This window comes from Micromonospora sp. WMMB235 (genome assembly GCF_001855515.1).
Lineage (GTDB): Bacteria > Actinomycetota > Actinomycetes > Mycobacteriales > Micromonosporaceae > Micromonospora > Micromonospora aurantiaca.
This window is the reverse complement of the sequence record NZ_MDRX01000001.1, coordinates 2,571,947-2,594,047: the sequence shown is the minus strand read 5'-3', so window position 1 is coordinate 2,594,047 and position 22,101 is coordinate 2,571,947. Positions and strand designations below refer to the sequence as shown.

20 protein-coding genes and 2 pseudogenes are annotated in these 22,101 nt (G+C 66.8%); 12 read left to right on the top strand and 10 right to left on the bottom strand.

Annotated features, from left to right (window positions below; genetic code table 11):
• Positions 1-34: 34 nt before the first annotated feature.
• The 3 genes and pseudogenes from BFV98_RS10635 to BFV98_RS10625 all read right to left on the bottom strand — a co-directional run.
• Positions 35-666, bottom strand: a pseudogene (locus tag BFV98_RS10635) (transposase family protein); the annotation flags it as partial.
• A 305-nt stretch (positions 667-971) separates the two neighbouring features.
• Entirely contained in the window at positions 972-1,862 is an 891-nt protein-coding gene (locus tag BFV98_RS10630; protein ID WP_071096098.1) for an META domain-containing protein, read from the bottom strand.
• A 185-nt stretch (positions 1,863-2,047) separates the two neighbouring features.
• The gene (locus tag BFV98_RS10625) at positions 2,048-2,308 is read right to left on the bottom strand and encodes a hypothetical protein (protein ID WP_071096096.1); all 261 of its coding nucleotides are present in this window, start codon (positions 2,306-2,308) and stop codon (positions 2,048-2,050) included.
• Positions 2,309-2,467: 159 nt separating this feature from the next.
• Between BFV98_RS10625 and BFV98_RS10620 the strand changes: the two genes are divergently transcribed.
• Positions 2,468-3,310: a hypothetical protein gene (locus BFV98_RS10620; RefSeq protein WP_071096094.1), complete on the top strand. Its 843-nt coding sequence runs from the start codon at positions 2,468-2,470 to the stop codon at positions 3,308-3,310.
• A gap of 237 nt (positions 3,311-3,547) precedes the next feature.
• Here the strand turns inward: BFV98_RS10620 and BFV98_RS10615 are convergent, their stop codons facing one another.
• The 3 genes from BFV98_RS10615 to BFV98_RS10605 form a co-directional block, all read right to left on the bottom strand.
• A complete protein-coding gene (locus tag BFV98_RS10615; RefSeq protein WP_071096092.1) occupies positions 3,548-4,084 on the bottom strand; it encodes a hypothetical protein in 537 nt (178 codons plus the stop codon).
• 1,016 nt (positions 4,085-5,100) lie between these two features.
• Complete coding sequence (locus BFV98_RS10610) at positions 5,101-5,820, bottom strand: GNAT family N-acetyltransferase (protein ID WP_143025322.1); 720 nt, start codon at positions 5,818-5,820, stop codon at positions 5,101-5,103.
• A gap of 206 nt (positions 5,821-6,026) precedes the next feature.
• On the bottom strand, positions 6,027-6,917 hold the full coding sequence (locus BFV98_RS10605) for an aminoglycoside phosphotransferase family protein (protein WP_071096088.1): 891 nt from the start codon (positions 6,915-6,917) through the stop codon (positions 6,027-6,029).
• 357 nt (positions 6,918-7,274) lie between these two features.
• Between BFV98_RS10605 and BFV98_RS10600 the strand changes: the two genes are divergently transcribed.
• Together BFV98_RS10600 and BFV98_RS10595 are read left to right on the top strand one after the other, a co-directional pair.
• Positions 7,275-7,607: a PadR family transcriptional regulator gene (locus tag BFV98_RS10600; RefSeq protein ID WP_071098827.1), complete on the top strand. Its 333-nt coding sequence runs from the start codon at positions 7,275-7,277 to the stop codon at positions 7,605-7,607.
• Positions 7,608-7,649: 42 nt separating this feature from the next.
• Complete coding sequence (locus tag BFV98_RS10595; protein WP_143025321.1) at positions 7,650-8,696, top strand: hypothetical protein; 1,047 nt, start codon at positions 7,650-7,652, stop codon at positions 8,694-8,696.
• A gap of 524 nt (positions 8,697-9,220) precedes the next feature.
• Here BFV98_RS10595 and BFV98_RS31455 read toward each other — a convergent pair.
• Positions 9,221-9,625 (bottom strand): annotated as a pseudogene (locus BFV98_RS31455) (tyrosine-type recombinase/integrase); the annotation flags it as partial.
• 248 nt (positions 9,626-9,873) lie between these two features.
• A complete protein-coding gene (locus BFV98_RS10590) occupies positions 9,874-10,191 on the bottom strand; it encodes a hypothetical protein (RefSeq protein ID WP_013474588.1) in 318 nt (105 codons plus the stop codon).
• 901 nt (positions 10,192-11,092) lie between these two features.
• Here BFV98_RS10590 and BFV98_RS10575 point away from each other — a divergent pair.
• The 6 genes from BFV98_RS10575 (at position 11,093) to BFV98_RS32625 (ending at position 16,334) form a co-directional block, all read left to right on the top strand.
• On the top strand, positions 11,093-11,332 hold the full coding sequence (locus tag BFV98_RS10575) for a hypothetical protein (RefSeq protein WP_030270966.1): 240 nt from the start codon (positions 11,093-11,095) through the stop codon (positions 11,330-11,332).
• A 1,511-nt stretch (positions 11,333-12,843) separates the two neighbouring features.
• Positions 12,844-13,515: an HNH endonuclease family protein gene (locus BFV98_RS10570; RefSeq protein ID WP_013285067.1), complete on the top strand. Its 672-nt coding sequence runs from the start codon at positions 12,844-12,846 to the stop codon at positions 13,513-13,515.
• A 197-nt stretch (positions 13,516-13,712) separates the two neighbouring features.
• Positions 13,713-13,886, top strand: coding sequence for a hypothetical protein (locus BFV98_RS32245; protein WP_013285068.1), 174 nt, complete (start codon positions 13,713-13,715; stop codon positions 13,884-13,886).
• A gap of 277 nt (positions 13,887-14,163) precedes the next feature.
• Positions 14,164-15,360 carry a helix-turn-helix transcriptional regulator gene (locus BFV98_RS31440; protein WP_013474590.1) on the top strand — a complete coding sequence of 399 codons (1,197 nt, stop codon included), beginning with the start codon at positions 14,164-14,166 and terminating at the stop codon, positions 15,358-15,360.
• A gap of 330 nt (positions 15,361-15,690) precedes the next feature.
• Positions 15,691-16,029: a hypothetical protein gene (locus BFV98_RS33070; protein ID WP_369830079.1), complete on the top strand. Its 339-nt coding sequence runs from the start codon at positions 15,691-15,693 to the stop codon at positions 16,027-16,029.
• Entirely contained in the window at positions 16,026-16,334 is a 309-nt protein-coding gene (locus BFV98_RS32625) for a hypothetical protein (protein WP_083395256.1), read from the top strand. Before BFV98_RS33070 ends, BFV98_RS32625 begins: the two co-directional genes overlap by 4 nt.
• Positions 16,335-16,522: 188 nt before the next feature.
• Here the strand turns inward: BFV98_RS32625 and BFV98_RS10550 are convergent, their stop codons facing one another.
• A complete protein-coding gene (locus BFV98_RS10550) occupies positions 16,523-18,091 on the bottom strand; it encodes an ISL3 family transposase (protein ID WP_071096081.1) in 1,569 nt (522 codons plus the stop codon).
• An 819-nt stretch (positions 18,092-18,910) separates the two neighbouring features.
• Positions 18,911-19,201 (bottom strand): barstar family protein, encoded by a 291-nt coding sequence (locus BFV98_RS10545; protein WP_071096079.1) that lies wholly within the window; start codon positions 19,199-19,201, stop codon positions 18,911-18,913.
• 740 nt (positions 19,202-19,941) lie between these two features.
• Here BFV98_RS10545 and BFV98_RS10535 point away from each other — a divergent pair.
• The 3 genes from BFV98_RS10535 to BFV98_RS10525 all read left to right on the top strand — a co-directional run bounded on the left by BFV98_RS10535 (position 19,942) and on the right by BFV98_RS10525 (position 21,944).
• A complete protein-coding gene (locus tag BFV98_RS10535) occupies positions 19,942-21,153 on the top strand; it encodes a helix-turn-helix transcriptional regulator (protein WP_071096077.1) in 1,212 nt (403 codons plus the stop codon).
• Positions 21,154-21,459: 306 nt separating this feature from the next.
• Positions 21,460-21,639: a hypothetical protein gene (locus BFV98_RS10530; protein WP_071096076.1), complete on the top strand. Its 180-nt coding sequence runs from the start codon at positions 21,460-21,462 to the stop codon at positions 21,637-21,639.
• A complete protein-coding gene (locus BFV98_RS10525; protein ID WP_047890957.1) occupies positions 21,636-21,944 on the top strand; it encodes a hypothetical protein in 309 nt (102 codons plus the stop codon). The genes BFV98_RS10530 and BFV98_RS10525 overlap by 4 nt, the downstream gene beginning before the upstream one ends.
• Positions 21,945-22,101 lie beyond the last annotated feature (157 nt).

Below are 22,101 nucleotides of genomic sequence, written 5' to 3'. Positions count from 1 at the left end.
ATGCGCCAGAGCCAAAGTTCAGCCGGCGTTGACATTTGCCCCGGGCGTGGATCCTGGCATGTGCCTGGTTGATTGTTTTCTGCCGGCGTGACAGCTTCGGTCGGAAGCGGCGTCGCTTGAACGGCGTGCGGACGCTGCCTCGGGCGCCCTGGTAGCCCTGGCCGGCGAAGGTCATCACGTCGGCGTTGGTCAGGGTGTCGGTAATGCTGTGGATGCGGGCGGCGGTGAGGTCGTGCGTCGGGCCCGGCAGTGCCGGTGAGGCCCAGACGAGCCGGCCGGCGGCGTCGGCGATGAACTGCACGTTCACGCCATGGCGCTTGTGCTTGCCGGAGTAGTACGGCTTCTGATCTGTCACCCGGTCGATCGGTATCAGCGTGCCGTCCAGGATCGCGTATGCCAGGCGGCGGATGCGCCGCATCGCTGTGGCCAGGTCCTCGGCGAGCGTGGCGAGCAGTAGGATCGCTTCCTGCACGTAGCGTCAGACGGTGGCGACGCCGACGGCGAACCCGGCGGCGAGGCGGGTGTAAGTGTCGCCGTGCGCAGGTGGGCCAGAGCGAGCAGCGCCTGCCGGCCCGGGTTGAGACGCCGCCACCGGGATCCGTGCTGGTTGCGGTTCGCTCGGCTGCGGTTAGCGAGGTGGTTCAGCGTGCGGCTGGACGGCGGGATCGCGGAAGATGAGACAGCATTGGCGAGGCCGCCGGTCGGGGCATCGGATCTTGGTCGACTACTGTCTTACCTGGAGCCCCGCCCTCATCGATCTCCGGGCTCGCCGCACCCGCCCTGAGCTGCAAGATCAGCTTTGAAAAGACTCATGAACAGACGACGACCGTGTCGACGAAGCGACCAGACACGGTTGGGCAGTGACCGTCCAGAGTGGGCCAGCGCGATACCGCGGCGGAATCCGCAGGGCGGAGCGCGCGCCGGTGCAACCGCAAACCGATGCTGGACGGCCGTAGTCGACGAGACGGCGTTTAGTTCGCGGGAAGCAACCGACCTGTCTCCGTGCCCTGGGCGTCGAGGAGCACCAGGGTTCGACCGTCGAGACCTGCTCGTCTGGCCGCCACGAGCCATCGTCCGATCGACACACTGTCGGCGCAAAACATCAGTGTGGTTCCTCTTGCGGTCGTGAGTAGTGTGCCGCTGGCAGCGGTAATCCACCGACCGCTCTCGTCGTTGCAGCCGTCGGATCCGCGCCATTCACCGTCGGCCGTGAACTTCACGTATGCGGCCTTGTGTCCCGTCAGGGGTATCCAGCGACCCGCCAGCCGGTGTCGGTCCACCGGAACTAGCTTCGCCGGTAGGGCGACCGCTGGTGTAAGGGCCCGGCGGGCCTCGTCGGTGATGACCGGCGGTTCCAGTACGTCGTCGGCCTTGTCGGGCTCGGGGGCCGGTGTGGCCCCGGGGATCAGCCGGGCGACCGGTTGCGCTCGTGCGTCCAGGAGCACGGGTAGTCCTGCGCCGTCGAACTGGTAGGCGGTGACGCCGCGCAGCCATTCGGGGGTTTCTTGACTGGCCTTCGCGCAGCCGGGGATGCCTTCGACCGCGGTGATGGTAGCCGTGAAGATGTCCGCGAGGAAGGCGCCGTCGCTGCTGGCCCGCCAGGATCCGCCCAGGGTGCCGCAGCGGCTGCCGACCAGGTCCAGATCACGGTCAGCGAGACGCAGGATCGTGCCCGCGCCGGGGTCGGCAACGTCGGCGATCGTCCAAGAACCGATCAGTGACGCCGGCGTCAACGGCGCCAGAGGCCCGCTAGTTCCCGAGATCGGCTGCGGATTCGCGCGCTCCGGGTGGCTCTGCCTGCTGCATCCGGCGAACAACACGCCCATCACGACCAGCGTCGCGAGGTAACCCTGTCGTACCACCTCGGCTCCTCCGGTCGGGCCCTGGCCAGGCTCTTGGTCCCGTGTAGCGAGTTACCGAACCGCCTGCTCCTGTTTAACGGCCGGGAGAGACATCGGGTGCGCCCGGAGTTCGCGACAGCCCGATACGCCAACGGCGACGCGAGGACTTAGGTCTACTGCTGCGGCGGCTGCGGCCAGCACGACACCTAGTCGTCGTTCGGCAGGTACCAGCCGTGTTCGCGGTGCCTGGTGGTTGCCTCCGGGTTGTCGCGCTCGTAGGCCTCGTTGGCCCGTCGCCTCATCTCTTCGTCGTAGCGGTGCAGCTCGTTGTAAAGGTTCGACGCCTCACCGACATTGTCGCTGGACACGTAGCGCTGTCGTAACGCCTCCCGCTCGTCTTCGAGTTCCGCGTCGGACAGCGGGCGGAGGCTACCCAAGCCGCGTGCGATGGAGCCGAAGATGCCCATGCGCGGATGCTGTCACGCCGAGGGCCGGTCAGCAAGGAAGCAGGTTCGGCTGGCTGCGGTGTCGGCTTGAGTGCGATCCTTGCCGGTGCGCCAAGACGTGCGCGTAGGGTGCGTAAGCGTGCCGGCCGACCTGACAGGGTGACTGTGACTTTCCCACCGATGGACTTACTGGAGTTGCGTCGTGGCGGCGACCCAAAGCCTCCTTGGCTGCTGGACCTGGTCCTGCCCGAGGTCGGTGGCGGCAAGTTCGATGTATCTCAGCTCGCGGCTATAGATGAGAACGACACCGCGGTCGCCCTCCGTGTGAGCGGCCTGGACCAAACGACGTTCGAGCGGCTCGTTTCCGAGTATGGATTCCGTTTCATCGCCATCGAGTTGTGGAAGTGCCCAAAAATTGAGGATTTCTCGCCTTTTGAGGACATTGCCGGTCTGCAGATGGTCTCGATCTACTGGAACCAGAGGTCACCGCGCCTGTGGAATCTGGGCCGCACACCGCAACTTAGGGCGCTTTGCTTCGAGGACTTCACACGACTTCATCGGCTCGATGACCTGGAACAGGGCGCTGCGCTCAAGGAGGTCGTCTTCGGGGACGCGGTTTGGGGCAAGTCTGTATTCGAGACGCTCGAGCCTCTAGCGGCGCTCACCGGCCTGCAGAGACTGAGCTTCCACCCAAAGCGAGTCGAAGACGGCCGCATCCAGCCTCTCGGAGAGCTGACCAACCTTGAGAAGCTCTCAATCCCGACCAACCTGTTCACGACGGACCAGGTCGCGTGGCTCCGAGCACGCCTTCCCGACTCTGTCGAGTCGAACGCTCTCGCCGGCGTCGTGACGATGCCGAGACCGGTCGAAGGCGGCGGGAAGTCCCTGGACGTGCTTCTTGTGGGCAAGCGCAAGCCCTTCCTAGACTCAAAGATTGACGCGGTACGAATCCGCAAGCACGTCCAGGCATTCGAAAAGATGGTCACGGCCTTCAAGAATGACCCGAGCCGCGAGCCTGGCTGATCGACCCCTCCAAAGGCCCCATCTAGCCGATGACCCTGCATCCGATCTTGGCAGATGACAGGGCCCCCGCTCGCAGGTTTCGTCATTCTGAAACCGGCAGAGCGCCGGCTGCGCTCCTGTCGCCTTCAGTCGATTCGCGAAGTCCCTCAGGTTCACCTTGCTGAAGCTGGGAAGCTCGAGCGGGACGGCCTTGTTCTTGCGCACACCGATGCCGTACACACAACCTGCGGCGCGTCCTCACCGGAAGCGGTGGTACACGACGCCATCGAGTTCGTCGTCGGTGTGGGCGGCCGAGTTGGTGAGGTGGCCGTCGTACGGTCCGACCTTGGTCACCGTGGCGCCGTCGCGGAACACGATCTGCAGGCCGTGCTCAGGTTCCCAGGCGCACTCGCACTCGACCGAGACATAGACGCGCTGATCGCCGTTGGAGTCGCGCACGACGATCGGCTCGTTGCCGAGCTGGACGTGGGCCAGGACGTCTTCGGGGCCGCTGATCTCCACGTGCCACTCGTCGTCGCCAACGGCCAGGACGTCATCCATGACGGCGCGGTAGTAGGCGTAGATCGACGACGCGGCCTCGACCAACGCCGAGTGGTCGAGCGCGAGGAAGTTGCGAATCGCGGCGTGGAAGTCCTCCTGCGCCGGGTCGTCGTCGTAGCCGTCGACCGTGATGAGGCAGGGTCCGCCGCCTAACGCCGGCACCGGTATCGGCGCACTGCGATACCAACCCAGATCGGCGTCCTTGACCACCGTACCGAGATCGGGAATCTGCACACCCTCACCGTAGTGGTCGCTGTGGGACCGACTCTGATGAGACATCCGCACTTGCCGCAGACAACGCGCGACCTACGACCGGCGTCGACCAAGGCATCCTCACTTGCCGCTGATAAGGCGCGGCATGTCTGAGCTTGTCGGGTTGACAAGCGGGCCGTGGGAGCGGATCGGGAGCAGTTGAGCCCGACGGTTGCTGAGCGGGCGTTGGCGTCACTAGGACGGCTTGGGCAAGCGGCCACGGAGTCTGACGAACGACGTGCAGGACGGTCCGGCACAGCTTGGAGGCATCAACCCGGTCGCGGGCCCGTGATCGGGGGAGCAGGTTGGGAGCAACAGGGTGCCCTGAACGGCGTTGAACCGCACCGAACGGCATCTGACCGCACCCAACTGCACCCACCCCTGCCTGGGGCTTCGCATTTCCGCAGGTCAATGTCCGTGCGGCGTCCTGCTTCACACAACTGCACTCAACGGCAGTGAACAGCAGTCAACGGCATTCTATGTCGCCTGGTAGGGGAGTATTCGCAGCTCAGGCCAGTAAGGACCTTGTGATTGTTCATGCCTTGCAGGTGGGTGCAGATTGGGTGCAGCGTGGCGAAGTGGTCATCGTGTCCGAAGTGCTCACTGGCTTTGGGCGGAGAGGGGACCGTGACCTGCGACGATGCGGGCGAGCGAGTGGCAGTGAACTCCCAGAGAACACCGAAGTGGTCAGGGTTCGCTGCTCCCCGCCTGGCTGGTGCCGGCTGCCGTCGGGGACTCGCTGACGCCGGTCAAGAGGGTGCTGTCGTATCGACGCATGGCTCTGGCTTCCGCCCGTGCTGGCGTCGATGTGGTTCCGAGAGCTGAGACTCGAATCCCAGCAGCAACGCGCTGACCAGCGCTTCCTGCTCGGTGACCTCTTCGGCGGGGCCGAAGCGTCTGCGGTTCGGCATCGGATGGCCGACGGGCTCTGCAACATCCGGGGCGGTTCAGTGCTCGGTATGGCCGTTGGCAAGGTCGTGGTATGGCGCGTTGTGGGTTCAGGTCTTTAGACGGATGCTCAGTTGGGCGCCGAGCTGGCGGAACCCCAGCGCGCGCGCCACTCGGCGTGAGGGCTCCGGTCGAGCCCGCCACTGCGGCAGCAGACGGTTCGCTATTGCCTCCGCAGCTGCTGCGGAGGCAGCGGCACGCGCCAGTCCGCGGCCGCGTTGATCCGGCTTCGTCAGTACGCCGATGTGGGCCAGCATGACTGGCCAGCGGCGGTAGCCGGCGGCTGCGACGACGTGCTTGCCGTGGAGGACCACGAACGCGGGGGAGGTGATGTCGGCTAATCCGCATTCGTCGGCTTCGTCTTTCGTTACCGATGCCAGGAGCGTGGCGAGATCGTCGTGACCGGCGAGGACCACTTCCACGTCATCGGGTCTGGCTGGCTGGAAGTCGCCCTCGTCGAGGTAGGCCAGGCTTGCCGGCCCCAGCACCTCGTCGATGGGAAGGACGGCGCGCAGCCGGTCACTGTCGGTCAGTGTCTCGAGGGGCATGTCATGCAGCATTCTGCGTACCGTTGCGGCCTGGCTGCCTGTCGGCGCGGTGATGATGGCGGCGTCGCCCAACGCGACGATCCCAACCCAGGCGGGTGGGCAGAGCAGGGAGCTGGTCGAGACGGCTACCTCGACGCCGCCTTCGTCGTGGAAGGCCATCGGAACGCCAGCCATCTCGACCCAGGCCGCTCGAGCGCGAGTGAGCAACGGATCATAGGCCACAAACGAATCTTGACGTCTGGCTCAACGGTCGCGCCATCGAGTTCGCCGGGCCAGGCATGGCGCGCTCTTCTGGCCGCAAGTCGAGCCCTCGTCGTGCACGTGCGCTGAGCCGGGCGGGCGCGCCCCGCCGATGTGAGGGTCGTTGATCATGCCGTCTGTTCGACCCCGAGGCGATCGCGGAGTCAGTGGATTGTGGCGGTGAGGCGTTACAGGGCGGCGTGAGCGGGTGGACCCCAGGTGGGTTTGCCGCCGGGGCGGCCGTGGACGCCGGCGTCACCGATGAGGATGCCGCCGAGGGCGCGTGCGATCGCCCATCCGGGGGCGCGGCGCATGGTGGCGGTGTCCGCTGCGGGCTGGTAGGCCGCGTAGAAGTGGTCGGTGCTGCCCTCGGGTAGCAGGAGCCACACGGCGGCGAGGTCGTACGCCGGGTCGCCCGCGCAGAGGTCACCGAAGTCGATCACGCCGCAGATGGCGCCGCCGGCGGTCAGCACGTTGGCGGGGTGAAGGTCGGCGTGCAGCCATAGCGCCGGGCCTGTCCATTGAGGCGCGGTGACCGCGTCGTGCCAGATGGCTCCGACGGCGTCCGGGTCGTCGATCAGCCCTCGTTCGATGGCGGAGGTGAGCGCCTTGGCGAATCCGCCGGTTAAGTCGGCCAGTGGCCCGCCGCGGTCCCGGCCTGCGGGCGCGCCGCTGCGGGCGGGTTGATGAAGAGCCGTCAGGAAAGTGGCCAAGGATGTGGCCGAGTCGGCGGCTCGCGTGACAGGGGCGCGGTCGGCGGGCGTGCCCGGCACCCAGGTGGTGATGAGCCACGGCCGAGGGAACCGTTCGGACGGTTCGGCGAGTCGCTGCGGGACGGGGACCGGCAGCGGAAGACGCGGAGCGAGTGTGGGCAGCCAGGAGTATTCCTTGCGCAGCAGCGCGTCCGCGGATGCGGTCGCCCAGGGAAGCCGAACGGCCAGGTCGTCACCGAGCCGCCACAACTGGTTGTCCCACCCACGCGCGCCCAGCCGGACCGGGCGATCGGCGAGGTCGGGGTGCTGGTCACGCACCAGATCCGCGACCAACTCCGCAGTGATCTCGACCTCGGCGTGGCTCATGCGGAACAACAGTAGTTTCTGCAGCGCCGCCGGTTCACCCAGCAGGCCGACCGCCGTCGACGACTGCTCGCACTGGTCTGTATCGACCAGACATGATCGGCTGGCTTCATGCCGAGCGACATCACGAGCGGCTTACTCACACTCGCCGGAACCGTTGTTGTTCAGGCGGCACGGCCCGAAACTGCCCCATCACGGTGCACGGCAGGCACGCCGCCACGCCGGGCTTCAGCAGGAAGAAGGCGCGCAAAGCACAGGCCAGGGCCTTGTCGGTAGCCGACCGTGCTCGCTGGGGTCGGTTGCTGTGGCCGGCTAGATCTGTTCGGTTGTATCGATCATCTGTATATTGCCGGTGTGACCATGCGGGAACCCACCTTCTTGACCCTCGCCGCGTTGGCCGGTCCGCCGTTGCACGGGTACGGCGTGATGCGCCAGGTGGCGGTCCTGTCCGAGGGGCGGGTGAAGCTGAGCGCCGGCACGCTGTACGCGGCGTTGGACCGCTTGACCGCCGAAGGGCTGATTGCCATCGACCGCGAGGAGAGGGTCGATGGTCGGGTGCGGCGCTATTACCGGCTGACCGAACAGGGCGGTGCCGCGCTGCGGCAGGAGACTGCCCGGCTACGCAGCAATGCAGAGGTCGCCGTCAAGCGTCTCGCCGGGTGGACATCGCGGCCCGGGCTCCTTCCGTCCTGATCCCTCTGATCGGCAGTGCTCACGTATCGGCAAGGAGTCCAGATGCCAGAACAACGCGTTCGGGTGAAGCTCACCCGCCGCTACCGACGGCTGCTGCTGACCTACCCGCGGTCCTACCGACGCCGACGCGGCGCCGAGATCGTGACGACACTGCTGGACGCCGCTCCAGTCGATAGGGCCTGGCCGACCCGCGCCGAGGTCGTCGACCTGCTTACCGGTGGTCTCCGATTCCGATTCCGGGTCTGGGGAGCAGCCGGAATAGTCGGCGTGATCTGCGCTGCCACAGTCACGGCCGTGGCACTCGGCGCGCTCGGCGGCTGCCTTGGTTGGCAGACCGCGCAACCCTTGCCGAGCAACGCCGACGCGCTGCGGATGGTCGAGCCGGCGTTACCGCCGGGGACATCGGCGGAGCCGCAACGGTGGGACTTCATCTACGACGACAACCCCGAATACACCGATCCGCGATGGGTGTACCTGATAGGCGGAACCGACGAGTACCGGGCGGGGAAGGTCTTCTTCCAGTTCACCTACCCCAACGACAGGCCGGTGCGCCACTTGGTTGACGGGGCAGAGCAACGCATGCGGGCGGCCGGTTGGCGGCCAGCCATAATGAATCTGTCCGGTTGCTGCCCGGAGTCAGCGGTCTATCGGGATGGGTGGCTGGTGGAGGTTTTCTCTGAAGGCGCCCTCGACGGATCCCACAATGGGTTGCAAGTAGCCGTCAGCCGTACGACGCCCGCCGCCGTGCTCCCACTGACCACGGCCGGGCTACTCGCCGGCGCTGCCGCCGGTTGGTTGATGGCGGCCTGGGCGTTCCGGCGGATTCAGGCGGCCACTCCAACGCGGCGGGCCCTTACGGTGGTCGTAGCCGGCGTAGGACTGCTCGCACTCTTCCCCGCTACCGCGCTGAGCGCCCTGGCGCTGGTCGCCAGCTACTTTGCCCCGCACCACCCGGCAGAACCGGCCTGGATCGGGTATACGTTCATGCTCTTCCGGCCGCTGGCCTACCTCGGCGCGGCTGCCGTCGTCGGCGGGCTGCTGATCACCGCAGTGCCCGGCCACAGGCACCGGCGGAGGCTGGCCAGCTGAGCCAAGCCGCGGCCAACCGCCAGGCACGGCCGTGATGCTCGCCCTCGCCGGGTCAGTCCCCAGCCATCGCTGGATGCGCCTTTGGTCAGCTCGGTGTGCTGCCTGACAGATGCCCGGAGGGAGCTGCGGGATGCGGTGTCGCTGACGGCAGCGACCACGTCGCAGCTGAGGGTCTGCCAGTCCGCGACCGGCGCCCACACGAGGGCCGGTCTGCATGACGAGAGACCGTGCCCGCCGATCGGCTGCCAGCGGTCCCGTGCGGAAATTGAGGGAGCAGGTTGGGAGCGGACGGATGCACGGAAGGGCGTTGAACAGCGTCCAACGTCAGGGAACGGCATCCAACTGCACCCACCACGACCGGCAAGTTCTCGTTGTCGCAGGTCAGAGTCGGTGCGGCGTCCTGCTTCACACCGAAGAGGTCACTGGTTCGATCCCAGTATCGCCCACGCAGGTCAAAGGCCACTTCCCGGCTTCGGGAGGTGGCCTTTCTGCTGTCGTACAGCAGCTTTGTACAGCAGTTCTCGTCAGCGGCTCAGTGAGTCGCCGAGGCGCTTGAGCGCGTCTCTCGTCTTTGTCGATGTGACCTGCGTGTAGATCTCCATCGTTACGGAGAAGCGGGCGTGCCTCAGCACCTGCATGGCGACTCTGGGGTGGACGTCGAGGTCGGCCAGGAGCGTGGCGCAGGTGCGCCGGGCGTCGTGGACGGTGATCGGCTTGACGCCTGCCTTGTCGCATCGCGTCTGCCAGGAGCGTTGGAAGTTGCGGGGCTCGATCGGTGTGCCGTAGCGGGTGGTGAAGACGAGGTCGGTTTCGTGCCATGCCTTGCCGGCGGCTGCTCTCGCCTCGTCGCTTTGCTCGCTTCGCAGTTTCAGGGCGGCGAGGCAGATGTCGGGCAGGGGGAGGGTGGCGTCGGACGCCTGGGTCTTGGACGGCAGGCAAAGGTCGTGCTGGGCCGCTCAACGGATTCGGAGAGCCGGTATATCGGCCGGTGGGATCGAGAGCCGACGGGGCGTGGCCCGCATCAGCGGCAGGAAGGCCGCCCGGCATCTCCGGCGTCGAGTCCAGCGATCCGGTAGGAAGGCCGCGCTGGCGTGGCGATGAGGGCCGGAGTAGCACCGGGTGCCGACACGTCAACGTGCCGTGAAACTGCCGTCGAGCCAATCAGGCTCGGCGTTGCCTACAGAGCGATGCGGTTGACGACCGATCGCTGGACCGGACCGGTGTACTCGGTGAGCCTGAAGCGGCGATGCGCATCCGTGGGATGAACGGTGACGGCGACAACGCTCTCGTCTTCGAATCGCAGCGCGAAGACGGGGTCGAGTTCGCACAGGAATGCAAACGCCTCGCGGTCTTCGTCGCTGTCGCTGACCAGGCGACCATTCGCCTCCCAGCCGCCGGTAGCGGCGGCGATCACGACGGCCACCTCGACGCTGTCGAGCAGCGTGGACGAGTTCGCCCACCAGTCCAGCCAGCACCGGCCCTCGAAGCGGTCCATGCCGTCATCCTTTCAGGGCGAGGCCCGGACGGCTGTCAGCCTGTCGGGTCTCGGGACGTGCGTGACGGAGCAGTCTCAGGACGTGAGTGACGCATCCGGCTGAACGATCTTGTCTGCCTCGGGCAGTTCGTATCGACAGAGTTGCGGACGGTACGTGTAGGCGAACCGGTAGCGCCGCCTCCCTGGCATATGACCGTGGCGGGGCGCTGGCCGCTCCAGCCCGATCCGTGCCCCGATGAACCGGTCAATAGCGGCTATCAACGGCCGTAGCGTGACACTAGCCGATCCCTCTCGTGTTTCAGAGTCAGGCGGGCTGACCCCTGACCATTCCGAGCAACACGATTCCCAAGCTAGGGTCAGCGCCACCTACGATTATGTCCGTGACTCACTGGTCTGAGACTGCCCGCGTCGCCGAGGAACGGGGCGACTGGGATGGAGCAATCGCAGTGGTCGGTGCTGTCGCGGAGTGCTACAGCACCGACCAAGAGCGCCATAACGCACACCTGCAGCACATGGATCTGCTTGCCCGCGCCGGCCGTCATGTCGAGCTGGCGACTCTCGGCCAACGTGATGTACATGCGCGCAGGCGGCTGAATCGGCTGCTCTACGAGGAAGACAGGTTGGAGGATCTGCGACAGCGAGCGCGTTCCGGAGATGGTGGAGCGCGGTACCTCCTCGAACGCCTTGCCGGAGATCGGGATGGTTCGGGTGCCGAGCAGGTGGGTGACTAGCTGGGTGACGACCGACGCGGCCGAGACCGGACGTCCACGGACGATGGTGGACCGTTCCGGCAGCTCAGCTCAGCTATTCGCTCAGCTCATCGACGCCTGGTCATTCCTTCGGGACGAAGCGGTCGAGGCTGAGGGCCAGGTAGGCGTCGGTGCCATGGCAGCATACGGCGGTGACGTTCGATGATGACCGGTACCTGGATGCCTTCGTCGACTACAGCAGAGGGCATCACTTCGTTCGGCTTGACGTGGAAGTGCCGGCGGAGACCCTGACGGAAGGGCTGGCAGGTCCCGATGACGACGTGCCACACGGCTCGTTGTGGTTGTCGGCGGAACGGGCGGAGGCGCTGGCTAGGGCGTTGCTCAGTTGCGCGGCACAGGTGAGGAAGCAAAGCCGACTGCGCGACCCGTGAGTGACTAAATGGGTGACGACCGGGCCGGACGCTGGCGGACGAGCGTGGACCCCAGAGGACCCTTCCGACGGGTCAGCCCGGGTGCAGCAGCAGGTCCCCGCTCCATGTTAGTTGCCTGGGGGGCAAGTAACTCGGCGATAGGAGAGCCAGACCCAGCGAGACTGTTGAGAGCGGCGGCCGTCATCCCAGCGGATGAGCGCTGCTCTTGGGTCGCGCGTGCCGAGACTGCGGTTGAGCGTCAAGTAGAGAGACTCCTCCGGGTGCAGCCAACCGAGCGGCATCCTGGGCCACAGGGCCGAGACGGAGGGGTCTCCGAGTTCCAGCGATGTTCCGTCGTCGTCGAAAAGTTGCACCTCGACCTTCTTCATGTCCGCCGGGCCGTGGTTCGTGACGACGACTCGCACCTCCTCATGCCAGCCAGACTTGTTGTGATAGTCGAATAGATCAAGGCGAGCGGATGGGCTGGCCTTCCTCTCGCGCCACCACACGCGGACTACGCTGTACCACAGATTCGCAACGCTGATTACGAGCGCGACCCATGCGGCTAGGGCGCTCCATACCGGGGCCTTCACCACCTCAGGGTACGTGCGTGGTCGGCAGCTACCCCGCCAGCACACCTGGGGCACAAGACAGCGTGAAACGTCGTCAACCAGCGAGTAGCGATGACAGCCCGAGACGCCTCCTGAACAGGTGTCGGGTGCTGGTTTTGCTGGTGAGGAGATCAGGGATCTTAGTTCCGCTTCAACGTATGACCTGTCTACTCGATCGCTCGTAGCCACCAAGGAAGGTCGGTCCGGCCAGACGGATTGGGCAGTGTCCGGGCTTGCCATGTTTGGTCAGCGCGGCTGATGATCCGCCGTAGGTCCCGGCGAATATGGCTTGGTAGTTGACCCAGGGCGACCTCTATGACGGTGCGGGGATGCTGCCAGTCTTCGTGCCAGTCGTAACACTCGTCATGCCACGGCACGGTGCCACTGTGGCGGATTCTACGAGGCGGACGAATCCACAGCAGCACCGCTTGGGCGGTCCAGTTGTCCGGCCAGCCGAAGTGTTGATCGACCTTCCGGAGGACACCAATCGCGGGGCCTGGCAACCCTGGCACGTTTAGGCGGCTTTTCGGCAACCGGCGGTGGCGTCGGCGGAGGCTGCGTCGGACGGTGGCAGGCGACCGGCGGGGCATGGGGCTTCCAAGCCTGGAGGTTGCCACTAACTATGCCTGACGGTCAGCCGGAAGCCTGCCGTAGATGTCGACAGCAACGGTGACAGCAACCGGCGTGGACACAACCACCCAGTAAGGGACGACGCCGGACGGTTGGCCCGAGGCCAGGGACGCCGACGGACCCTGCCGGACAGGACGCCCAGAACTTACAAGCGAGGGGTCGAGGCCGTCGGGTCGCGAGATGGCGGCCGGCTGTTCGATAACCGGCCAGCTGTTCTTTACACGCATGCTCATCGATTGACATGATCGTCGGGGAAGGTTGCTGTTCCCTCCTTGACGAAAGGCGGCAGCCATGCCGATCGCGCCCGTTATCCCCATCCCGCGTTCCAGGCGGCGTGCCGCCGCGATCACTGTCGCCGCTGTCGTGGGTGCCGTTCTCGCCGTCGTGAGCGGACAGTCGGCTTCGGCTACGCCTCCGGGCATCCCGTCCAAGGCGACGGCGCAGTCGCAGCTCAACGCCTTGACAGTGGCAGCGCAGGGCTCGATGGCCGGCTACTCGCGGGACCTGTTCCCCCACTGGATCACCATCACCGGCACCTGCAACACCCGCGAGCAGGTCCTCAAGCGCGACGGCACGTCCGTTGTGGTCAACAGCTCCTGCGCCGCTACGTCCGGCCGCTGGTACAGCCCCTATGACGGTGCGACCTGGTACGCCGCCTCCGACGTCGACATCGACCACGTCGTGCCCCTGGCGGAGGCATGGCGGTCAGGGGCCGACTCATGGACGACGAGCCGCCGGCAGAGCTTCGCCAACGACCTGACCCGCCCACAACTGATCGCGGTCACCGACAACGTCAACCAGTCCAAAGGCGACCAGGACCCCTCGACGTGGCAGCCGTCCCTGACGTCGTACCGCTGCACCTACAGCAAGATGTGGATCACCGTGAAGTACAACTGGGGCCTGACTCTTCAATCCTCCGAGAAGTCAGCACTGCAGGACATGCTCAACACCTGCGCCTTCTAACCGCGAGAGGCAGCCCAGCCGACGACGCGGAGGCGGACGAGCGGCCGGGCCGGCGAGCAGGTACCTGCGTCAGGCGGGCGAGGGGAGGCAGCCAGGAGGCTCGCCCTCTACCTGGCCGCCCAGCTCGTTGACGCCGCCCAGGACCTGGCCCACGTCCCCGCCGGCCACCTGCACTACCGCTTCCTCGGGTGGACCCGATGAGCATCCTTCAGCCTGGCGACGAGAAGTTCCACTACAGCGACGGCTCCCACAAGTGGACCCCGCCAGACCTGGACTACGACCAGGAGGTCTGGGAGGAACAGGTCCGCCAGCACAAGCAAGGCCACCTCAGAAACGAGCGCCCCAAGGTCCGCATCCAACGCCTGATCTAACGCCAGCAGTACAGCAGCGAAGTACAGCAGCCGTGCCAGCCGAACCAGGCCGAGCAGCACACCAACAGGGCGCCTGACCTCGTATCGAGCCTGATCCGACCGGCTCGCCGACATTTCACACCGAAGAGATCACTATTTGACCCCACGGGTGCCGTGGGCCAAAGCCCCTTCCCCGAGAAGTGAGCAGCGTGGGCATCCGCGTGCGGAGAGTCGGGGTACCGTCGATGTGGTGGCGGCCGGCTGATTCGCTTGGCCTCTTGAGCTTGGGAGCGGCGCTATGGCCTCGTCCGTCGATCCGCGCTTTGGGGTAGCTCTGCGTGAGTTTCGGGAGCGGCGTGGCCTGTCGCTTCGGTCTCTCGGGCAACTCGCTCATCGGAGTAAGAGCCATCTGCACGAGTTGGAGGCAGGGCTCAAGGCTCCGACGGTCGACACAGCGCGCCACCTGGACCGGATTCTCGACGCCGGGGGAGTGCTTGCTCGGCTGGTCGATGCGCCAATCGACCATGCGGCCGAGGCCGGCGAGTTGCGAGCGAGAGTCGCCGCCAGTGATGTCAGCAACGACATGCTCGAACGGATCGAGCAGGGCGTTGACGACCTCGCCAGCTCCTATCCGACGATGGCACCGGCGGATCTGTTGCCGTTGGTGCGGCGGCACCTCTCCTATGTGGTGCGGCTGCTCGACGGACGGGTAACGCTTGCTCAACAGCGTCGGCTGTTGGTTGCCGGCGGTTGGTTGGCGGTGCTGCGGGCCACGGTTCACATCGACCTGCGGCAGCGGAATGCTGCGGCTGCTCATCTGCGAGCTGCTCGTGACCTTGCTGAACATGCTGAGCATCCCGAAATTCAGGCGTGGTGTCTGGAGACGCGGGCTTGGGACGTGTTGACACAAGGTGACTACCGTTCAGCACTCGATCTTTCCCAGCAAGCTCAACGGGTTGCACCTCAGGGCAGCTCTGCCAGGATTCAGGCGACTGCTCAGGAGGCCCGTGCATGGGCTCGCATCGGAGACGTTGCTGCCACCCGACGAACGCTGGACCGGGTAGAGCGATCGGCGGCGAATCTTCCCGTTCCCGAGCGAGCCGAGCATCACTATCGCTACGACCCTGCCAAGGCCGCCGCATACACGGCCACGACTTTGGCGTGGGCCGGTGACCCGGGCGCCGAGCAGGTGGCTCGGGCCGTAGTGGCCGATCTGGATCCGCACGGCGATGGGGGAGCGCGGCCACGCCGGTCGGCATCGGCGCGTCTCGACCTCGGACTTGCCCTTGTCGCCGCCGGTCAGCCGGACGAAGCGGTTGCGCTCGGGGCGCAGGCCGTGGCATCCGGGCGAGTGGTGCCGTCGAACTGGTGGCGAGCCGCGGAACTGCTGGCCAAGGTCGAGGATCTCGGAGTGCCCGAGGCCGCGATGTTCCGTGAACTGTGCGTCGAGTATGCGCCGAGCCGACGATCAACAGCGGACAGCACACCTGGTTAGCGGACAGTCACCTTCTGGATCGTAGACGCGCGCGGCGCGACGCTGGACCTCACTGAACCGGGCGCGGATCGAGGCACATCAGTAGGTGCCCCTTCGTGCTCTCATCACGGAGGGCCAGAAGATGACGGTGCCTATCGGGCTCCTGCGGCGACTCGTAGGCCGGCACCTCCCGTCGATTCCGACGGCGTACGGCGTCGGGCAGCGCATCCAGATGATGGAGCAGGACATCGCCCGGCGGCGGTTGCTGGACCAGGCGCGAGGCGGGCAACAGGCCCCGGCGGGCGCCGGGGACACATCGATGTCGCGAGAGCGGCGCGTCTCGTACGACGAATACCTTTCTGCCACCGCGCTGACTCTTGCCCGACGGCATCGGCCGGTGTGGTCGTGGCGGCTCTGGCGGCGCATCTGCCGCTGCGGAGACGACCTCCCGTGCCGCGTCCGGCATCGGATTCCGATCAATCGTGGCCACTGGCCACAGGAGGGCGAGCAGTGATCGGCGGGCAGGAACAGGCGATCCTCGCGGTACACATTCGAGGGCTCGACGGCATGTGTGTCGGCTGCCGGCTGTGGTGGGCGCGGTTGACGCCGTACCCGTGCTGGCAGGTGGAGTGGGCGACGAGCCGGCAGGCGCGGGCGGTCACCGCGCGGTTCTTGGAGGGGGTGCGGTGACCACCCACGGCCCGGTCATGCCGCTCTGGAGCTGCGGTGGCTGCGACCTGCCCTGGCCCTGCCCGACCCGGAAGCGGGAGCTGCGGGCAGAGTACGCGGACGCTCCGGTGTCGCTGGCTCTCTACCTTGGTGCCTACCTCGTCCAGGCCACCGAGGACATGCCCTGGACGCCGGCCGGCGTGCTGCACCGTCGCTTCCTCGGCTGGACCAGGGAAACCGGCCACCTCATGCCGGTAGTACAGCAGCGAAGTACAGCAACCGTGCCAGCCGAACCAGGCCGAGCAGAACACCAACAGGGCGCCTGACCTCGTATCGAGCCTGATCCGACCGGCTCGCCGACAGTCCGCACCGAAGAGGTCACTCGGGAGGCGGCCTCTCTGCTTGCTGCCTTCGGCGGGGCCAGACGGCTCCAAATGGAGTTGCCGCACGGTTCTGTCAACGCCGGCTGAACTTTGGCTCTGGCACACATTCTGTGATTGATCTTGGCGGTGGTTCACGGGGTGGCGAGGACGCGTTTGCGGAGGAGGTCGAGGTTCGCCCGGCCATACATCTGTCGCTTGATCGTCTTGATGCGGTTGACCTGGCCCTCGACCGGGCCTGAGCTCCAGGGCTGGGCGAGGCCGGCGACGACGGCGTCGCGATCGCCGAGCAGGCCGGCGGCGAAGCCACGGATTTCGGGGTAGCCGGCGTGGCGGGCGTGATCGATCCAGGCGTCGAGGTGCTGCCCGGTGCCTTGGTGGCGGACCAGGGCGGCGAACCCGCGGGCGAGGCCGGCGACCATGTCGAGGTCCGGGCAGCGGCGGCGGGCGTCGGCGAGATCAGCGCGGTCGTCGTCGGTGAGTTTGTGGCCGGGTCGCATGATCCAGGCGGTGATCCGTCGGGCCGACGGCACCCGGACTGAGATCGCGGGGGCGGGTCGGGTGCGGTTGGTGGCGAGCCAGTCGCGCAGCACGCGGAGGCTGCCCTGATAGCCGCGGGCCAGGATCTCGGCGTGCAAGTCGGCCGTCTGGTGGACGCCGTCGCTGAGCCGCTGCCGAAGGTAGGTGTGGAACGGGGTGAGGCTGCTGGGGCGGCTGCTGGCGTTCGGGCCGATCAACGCCTCGGCGGTAGTGGCGTGGGCGTACTTGCGGGCGGTTCTGACGTTCATCTCAAGGCGGCGGGCGGTCGCGCTGATCGACAGTCCTTCGGCTCGCAGGGCGTGCACGGCCGCGTGGCGTTGGCGCGTGTTCGCCGCCCGACGCCCCGCCTCGCCCGGCTCGTCGGCTGGCGTGACCAGGGCAGATGTTGGTTCGGCGTGGGTGCGCAGGCATCGGCGGTGCCCGCGGATGACTTTCTCGACGGTGTCGCTGAGGTTCTTCAGCAGGTGCCACCGGTCGGCGACCTGGATCGCGTCGGGTGCTCCCTTGCGGGCGCCGTCGGCATAGCTGCCGCCTCGGTCGCGGCAGATGATCTGAACACCGGGATGGTCGTGCAGCCAGGCGGCGAGGGTGTCGGCGGTGCGGTCGGGCAGGACGTCGATCGGGCGGCGGGTGTGCATGTCGAGCAGCACGGTCGCGTAGCGGTGGCCCCGACGGCGGGCAAAGTCGTCCACGCCCAGCACTGTCGGCGTCGTCGGCGGCGGATCGGGCATCCGGCGGATCATCCGGATCAACGTCGAGCGGGACACCGATACCGCCAACCGCTGCGCCAGCCGGCTGCCCGGTCGACCGCCCAACGCCACCGCGACGGCCTCCAGGTCACCGGCCGCCACCACGGTGTGACGGGCATGGCGACGAGTCAGGCCGGGGACCTGCTCGACGAACGTCCGCCGTCCGCATTCGGTGTCCACGCAGGTGAATCGGCGGACCGTCAACGCGACCAGCACCTCGTGCCCACCCAGCCTGACGTCGGCCAGCCGCCGCACATAGCGACCATGCACAGTGGTCGACCAGGTCCCGCAGGCGCTACAACGTGCTCGCACCGTCTGAGTCGCCGCGTTGATCCTGACCCCGACGGCCCGGACCACCACCGCTTCCAGCCGCAGACCCCTCAGGTGCGGCAGCAACGCCGGAATGATCTCCACCCCGGCACCCAACCCGAACTACCGACGAGCGCGACTCACAAAATGTGTGCCAGAGCCAGTTTTCAGGCGGAGCCGACAGGTTCCGCGTCATGGGTGGTTGAGGTGGGATGCCATCCCGCCAGCCACCGACCCAGGCAAGCCGAGCAGACCGGGGCCCGGGTGTGGGTCGGCGGCAGACAGGGACACGTAGCGACGCGTGATTGCGGAGCACGGGACACGGTCAGGCGGCGGACGCAGCCGAAACTGTCCATGATCCCGGCGTCTAGGGTGGAACAGATGATGGGCACTGCTTGGTGGTAGCGAACCTTGCGGCGGTGAGAGTCTTGTTCGATGATTGGCAGCACGGCTGGGCCTCTTGGAGTGGCCAGCGCCGTAAAGTCAGGAACCGTAAGTCCTACCGCTTACTCGTGCTGTCCGGGCGGAGCAACTTGCTCGCGCTTGCTCTTGGCGCACTGATTCAGGTTCTGTCGATCAAGAACATCGTCGGTAACACCACGGGACTGGTTCTAGCTCTTCCGTGTGTTGTGGTATTTCTCGTGTCTGCACTCGTGGCTGTCGTGGCGCTAGCAATTGAGGCCGCCTATTTCTCGCAGACCCCACTTGGGCGAGGGCCAATCCAGCGTCAAGCTCGGTTTGGCACCATGTTTTTTGTGGATCTAGTAACGCTTCGTGTGCTTCCACGTAGAAGTTCAGGCGCTGGGTGACTTACTGAGTGACGACCGTGCCGTGCATATTCGGACGTTGTCGGATCGTTCGTGCAGGTGATCGCTCCCGCAGCCGCAGGCCACCGCATTGTGGTTTTCCTTCGGGGCGAAGAGATCAGCGCAGCTCGAACGTGAACCGCTTCTCGTGGCCAGCCTCTTGGCCCTCGGCCTCCACGGCTCGCAGGAGGCCGCAGATCCTTTCGAATCGCTCCGCTCCGAGACTCTTCTCGCTGTCCTGCCAGTCAGTCCAGACCACGGCGACCGGGCGGGGAACATCCCTGCTCAGTCGGTCCCACAGAGCATCCAGGTTCGCACCGTAGTAGGGCCCGAAGTCGAGAGCACGGGCCAGGAACTGGTGAAGGTCGGCTTCGGTTCGCACCTTGCGGCCGTCGATTTCCAAGAGCACGTGTCCTCACCCGTCCCTGCTGGCAGCTACGCCACCGACGCGCGTCTCGTCTGGGCCAGGCCCGTGCCCGATCCATGCCCGACACAGCGGTCAACACGGGGCGACAGGGCCACGTGAGCTGCCCGACGATCAACGTTCGGTAGCGATCTCCCTGATGCTGCAACTAGCCACCGTATAGATCAACCCGATTCCCAGGCTGACCGTGCGACATGCGGCCGATGACCGCTCGCCGCTCCGGGCCGTCGCTGGGTGCGACCTGTACGCCGGATTACGGTGACTGCTCTACTAGTGGGGTGCGTGGCCGCCTTTCCTACCTGACGATGGTGGCTGGGGGCGTGGTGGCGGCCGCGGTCGGACTCATGGTCGCTCTGGGTTACGTAGAGCAGCCAGGACCCTTCAACGAGGCGTTGTTGGGGGCGATCGGCGGCGGGATGACGGGGGCGGGTTTCCGGCGCTGGAGGAAGTACCGCTCGCCGGGCCTCGGGCACACCCGGGGCACAAGACGGCGTGAAGCCTCGGCGACCAGCGACCAATGATGTGAGGCCGCGACGTGGCGCGGCCAGCGCGTCGAGCAAGTCAGCGCAGGTGAAGTGGACGCACGTCTAGGTTGGAGCCAACACGAGGGCTCCAGGCAGCGTGCCGGTGTGTTCGGGGTTATGCGTACGCACGTAGGTCGGTAGCGTTGGTGTCACGGCGGCCCCGCGGCCGGTGGCGCATCCCGCGCTATGAGGAGGTTCGGGATGGAATCCTTGCCGGAGTTGACCTTTGGGCAGCGGCTGAAGGCCTACCGGGAGCGGTCCGGAAAGACTCGCGCGGTGCTGGGTGGACTGGTCGGGCGCAGCGCCGAGTGGGTCAAGGCGGTGGAGACCGATCGGATCCTGCCTCCGCGCATTCACATGCTGGACCGCATCGCGCGTGCGCTGAAGGTCGACGTGTCCGCCCTGGCCGGCGAGCTGAGCGACAGGTCCGCTGTGGTGAACGGGCCTGAGCATCCGGCGCTGGCGTCGGTGCGGGACGCCGTGAACCGTGTCGTGCTCTCCGATGAGGCTGCGGTGGAGTCGTTGGCCGGCTTGAGGGAGCGGCTTGCGATGGCGTGGCGGGCGCGTCATCAGGCGTCCGATCATCGGACGGTGCTGGGTGGGCTGCTGCCGAGACTTCTGCACGACGTGCAGCGGGCCGCGCTTGTGTACGAGGGCGTCGAGCGTCGGCAGGCGCAGTCGCTGCTGGCGGAGACGTTCGGGTTGACGCAGATGTTCCTTGCGTACCAGCCGGCTGCCGAGTTGTTGTGGCGGGTTGCGGACCGGGCGATGGTGGCGGCGCAGGATTCCGGTGACCCGGAGGCGTTGGCCCTCGCGGCATGGTTCCTGTGCCAGGTGCATCGGGACGCCGGGGACTGGGATACCGCGATGGTGGTGACCCAGGATGTCCTGTCGGCTCTGGAGCCGAGGGCAGCCGACGCGGGCACGAATCTGCTGGCGTTGTGGGGTGCGCTCAACTTCGAGGCCGCCTACACCGCCGCGCGTGCCGGCGAGGAAGGCCGGGCCTGGCGGTACTGGGATCGGGCGGACCGGGTGGCGCAGCGTCTGCCGGAGGATTTCTATCAGCCGCAGACGTCGTTCTCCCGGGTCATCATGGGCGCCCACGCGGTGACGGTGGCGGTGGAGTTGCAGAAGTCCGGTGAGGCGGTACGGCAGGCGCGCCGCCACGACTCGGCGGCCATCCCGTCGAGGCCGCGCCGGGCACGCCATCTCATCGAGGTGGCGCGGGCGCACTACGGCAAGGACGACAAGGAAGCGGCAGTGACGACGCTGCGGAAGGCGTACGAGTCGGCCCCGGAGACGATCCGCTTCAACGGGTATGCCCGGCAGATCACCTTGGACCTGCTCGACGGCCCGCGCTCCACCCGTGACGACGCCCGTGACCTAGCGGTCAAGGTCGGGCTGCTCTCGTGATCCAGGGGTAGGAACCCTACCTATTCCGCTCTGCGACCGACCGTAGCGTCCTGCTCACGGGATGCGGCGGGCGGTGCGGGTATCGCCTGGTCGCCGCGTCCCCCTCAGAACCGAGGGAGGGTCCGTGCGGTGCGTCTCGTATGACGACTACCTTTCTGCCACCGCGCTGACTCTTGCTCGCAGGCATCGGCCGGTGTGGTCGTGGCGGCTCTGGCGGCGCATCTGCCGCTGTGGGTCCGAACTGCCCTGCCGCGTCCGGCACCGGATACCGATCAATCGGGGCCACTGGCCGTCGGAGGGTGAGCAGTGACCAGCGAGCAGGAACAGGCGATCGTCGCGGTTCACGTACGAGGGCTCGACGGCATGTGTGCCGGGTGCCGGGCGTGGTGGGCGCGGCTCACGCCGTACCCGTGCTGGCAGGTGGAATGGGCGACGAGCCGGCAGGCGCGGGCGACCACCGCGCGGTTCCTGGAGGGGGTGCGGTGACCACCCACGGCCCGGTCATGCCGGTCTGGAGCTGCGGTGGCTGCGACCTGCCCTGGCCGTGCCCGACCCGCAAGCGCGAGCTGCGCGCGGAGTACGAGGATGCTCCGGTGTCGCTGGCCCTCTACCTCGGTGCCTACCTCGTCCAGGCCACCGAGGACATGCCCTGGACGCCGGCGGGGGTGCTGCACTGTCGCTTCCTCGGCTGGACCAGGGCGGCCGACCAGCCCATGCCAGCAGTACAGCAGCGATGTACAGCAACCGGGCCAGCCGAACCGAGCCGGGCAGCGCGTGATCAGCCCGTCTGACCTCATATCAAGCCTGATCCGATCGGCTTGCTGAGAGTGCACATCGAAGCGGTCGGCGCGACTTCCGCTGTCGGCCTCAGTGCTGCCCGAGAGCTCGAAGGACATAGCCTGGCTCTACGTCAGACGCTGCCACGTCAGGCAGTACGAGAGACGCGGT

Bases quoted from the DNA above. Each gene is read 5' to 3' on its own strand.
- BFV98_RS10625 (WP_071096096.1), bottom strand. From the start codon at position 2,308: ATGGGCATCTTCGGCTCCATCGCACGCGGCTTGGGTAGCCTCCGCCCG.
- BFV98_RS10620 (WP_071096094.1), top strand. From the start codon at position 2,468: ATGGACTTACTGGAGTTGCGTCGTGGCGGCGACCCAAAGCCTCCTTGG.
- BFV98_RS10605 (WP_071096088.1), bottom strand. From the start codon at position 6,917: ATGAGCCACGCCGAGGTCGAGATCACTGCGGAGTTGGTCGCGGATCTG.
- BFV98_RS10600 (WP_071098827.1), top strand. From the start codon at position 7,275: ATGCGGGAACCCACCTTCTTGACCCTCGCCGCGTTGGCCGGTCCGCCG.
- BFV98_RS10595 (WP_143025321.1), top strand. From the start codon at position 7,650: ATGCCAGAACAACGCGTTCGGGTGAAGCTCACCCGCCGCTACCGACGG.
- BFV98_RS10590 (WP_013474588.1), bottom strand. From the start codon at position 10,191: ATGGACCGCTTCGAGGGCCGGTGCTGGCTGGACTGGTGGGCGAACTCG.
- BFV98_RS10570 (WP_013285067.1), top strand. From the start codon at position 12,844: ATGCCGATCGCGCCCGTTATCCCCATCCCGCGTTCCAGGCGGCGTGCC.
- BFV98_RS32245 (WP_013285068.1), top strand. From the start codon at position 13,713: ATGAGCATCCTTCAGCCTGGCGACGAGAAGTTCCACTACAGCGACGGC.
- BFV98_RS31440 (WP_013474590.1), top strand. From the start codon at position 14,164: ATGGCCTCGTCCGTCGATCCGCGCTTTGGGGTAGCTCTGCGTGAGTTT.
- BFV98_RS10535 (WP_071096077.1), top strand. From the start codon at position 19,942: ATGGAATCCTTGCCGGAGTTGACCTTTGGGCAGCGGCTGAAGGCCTAC.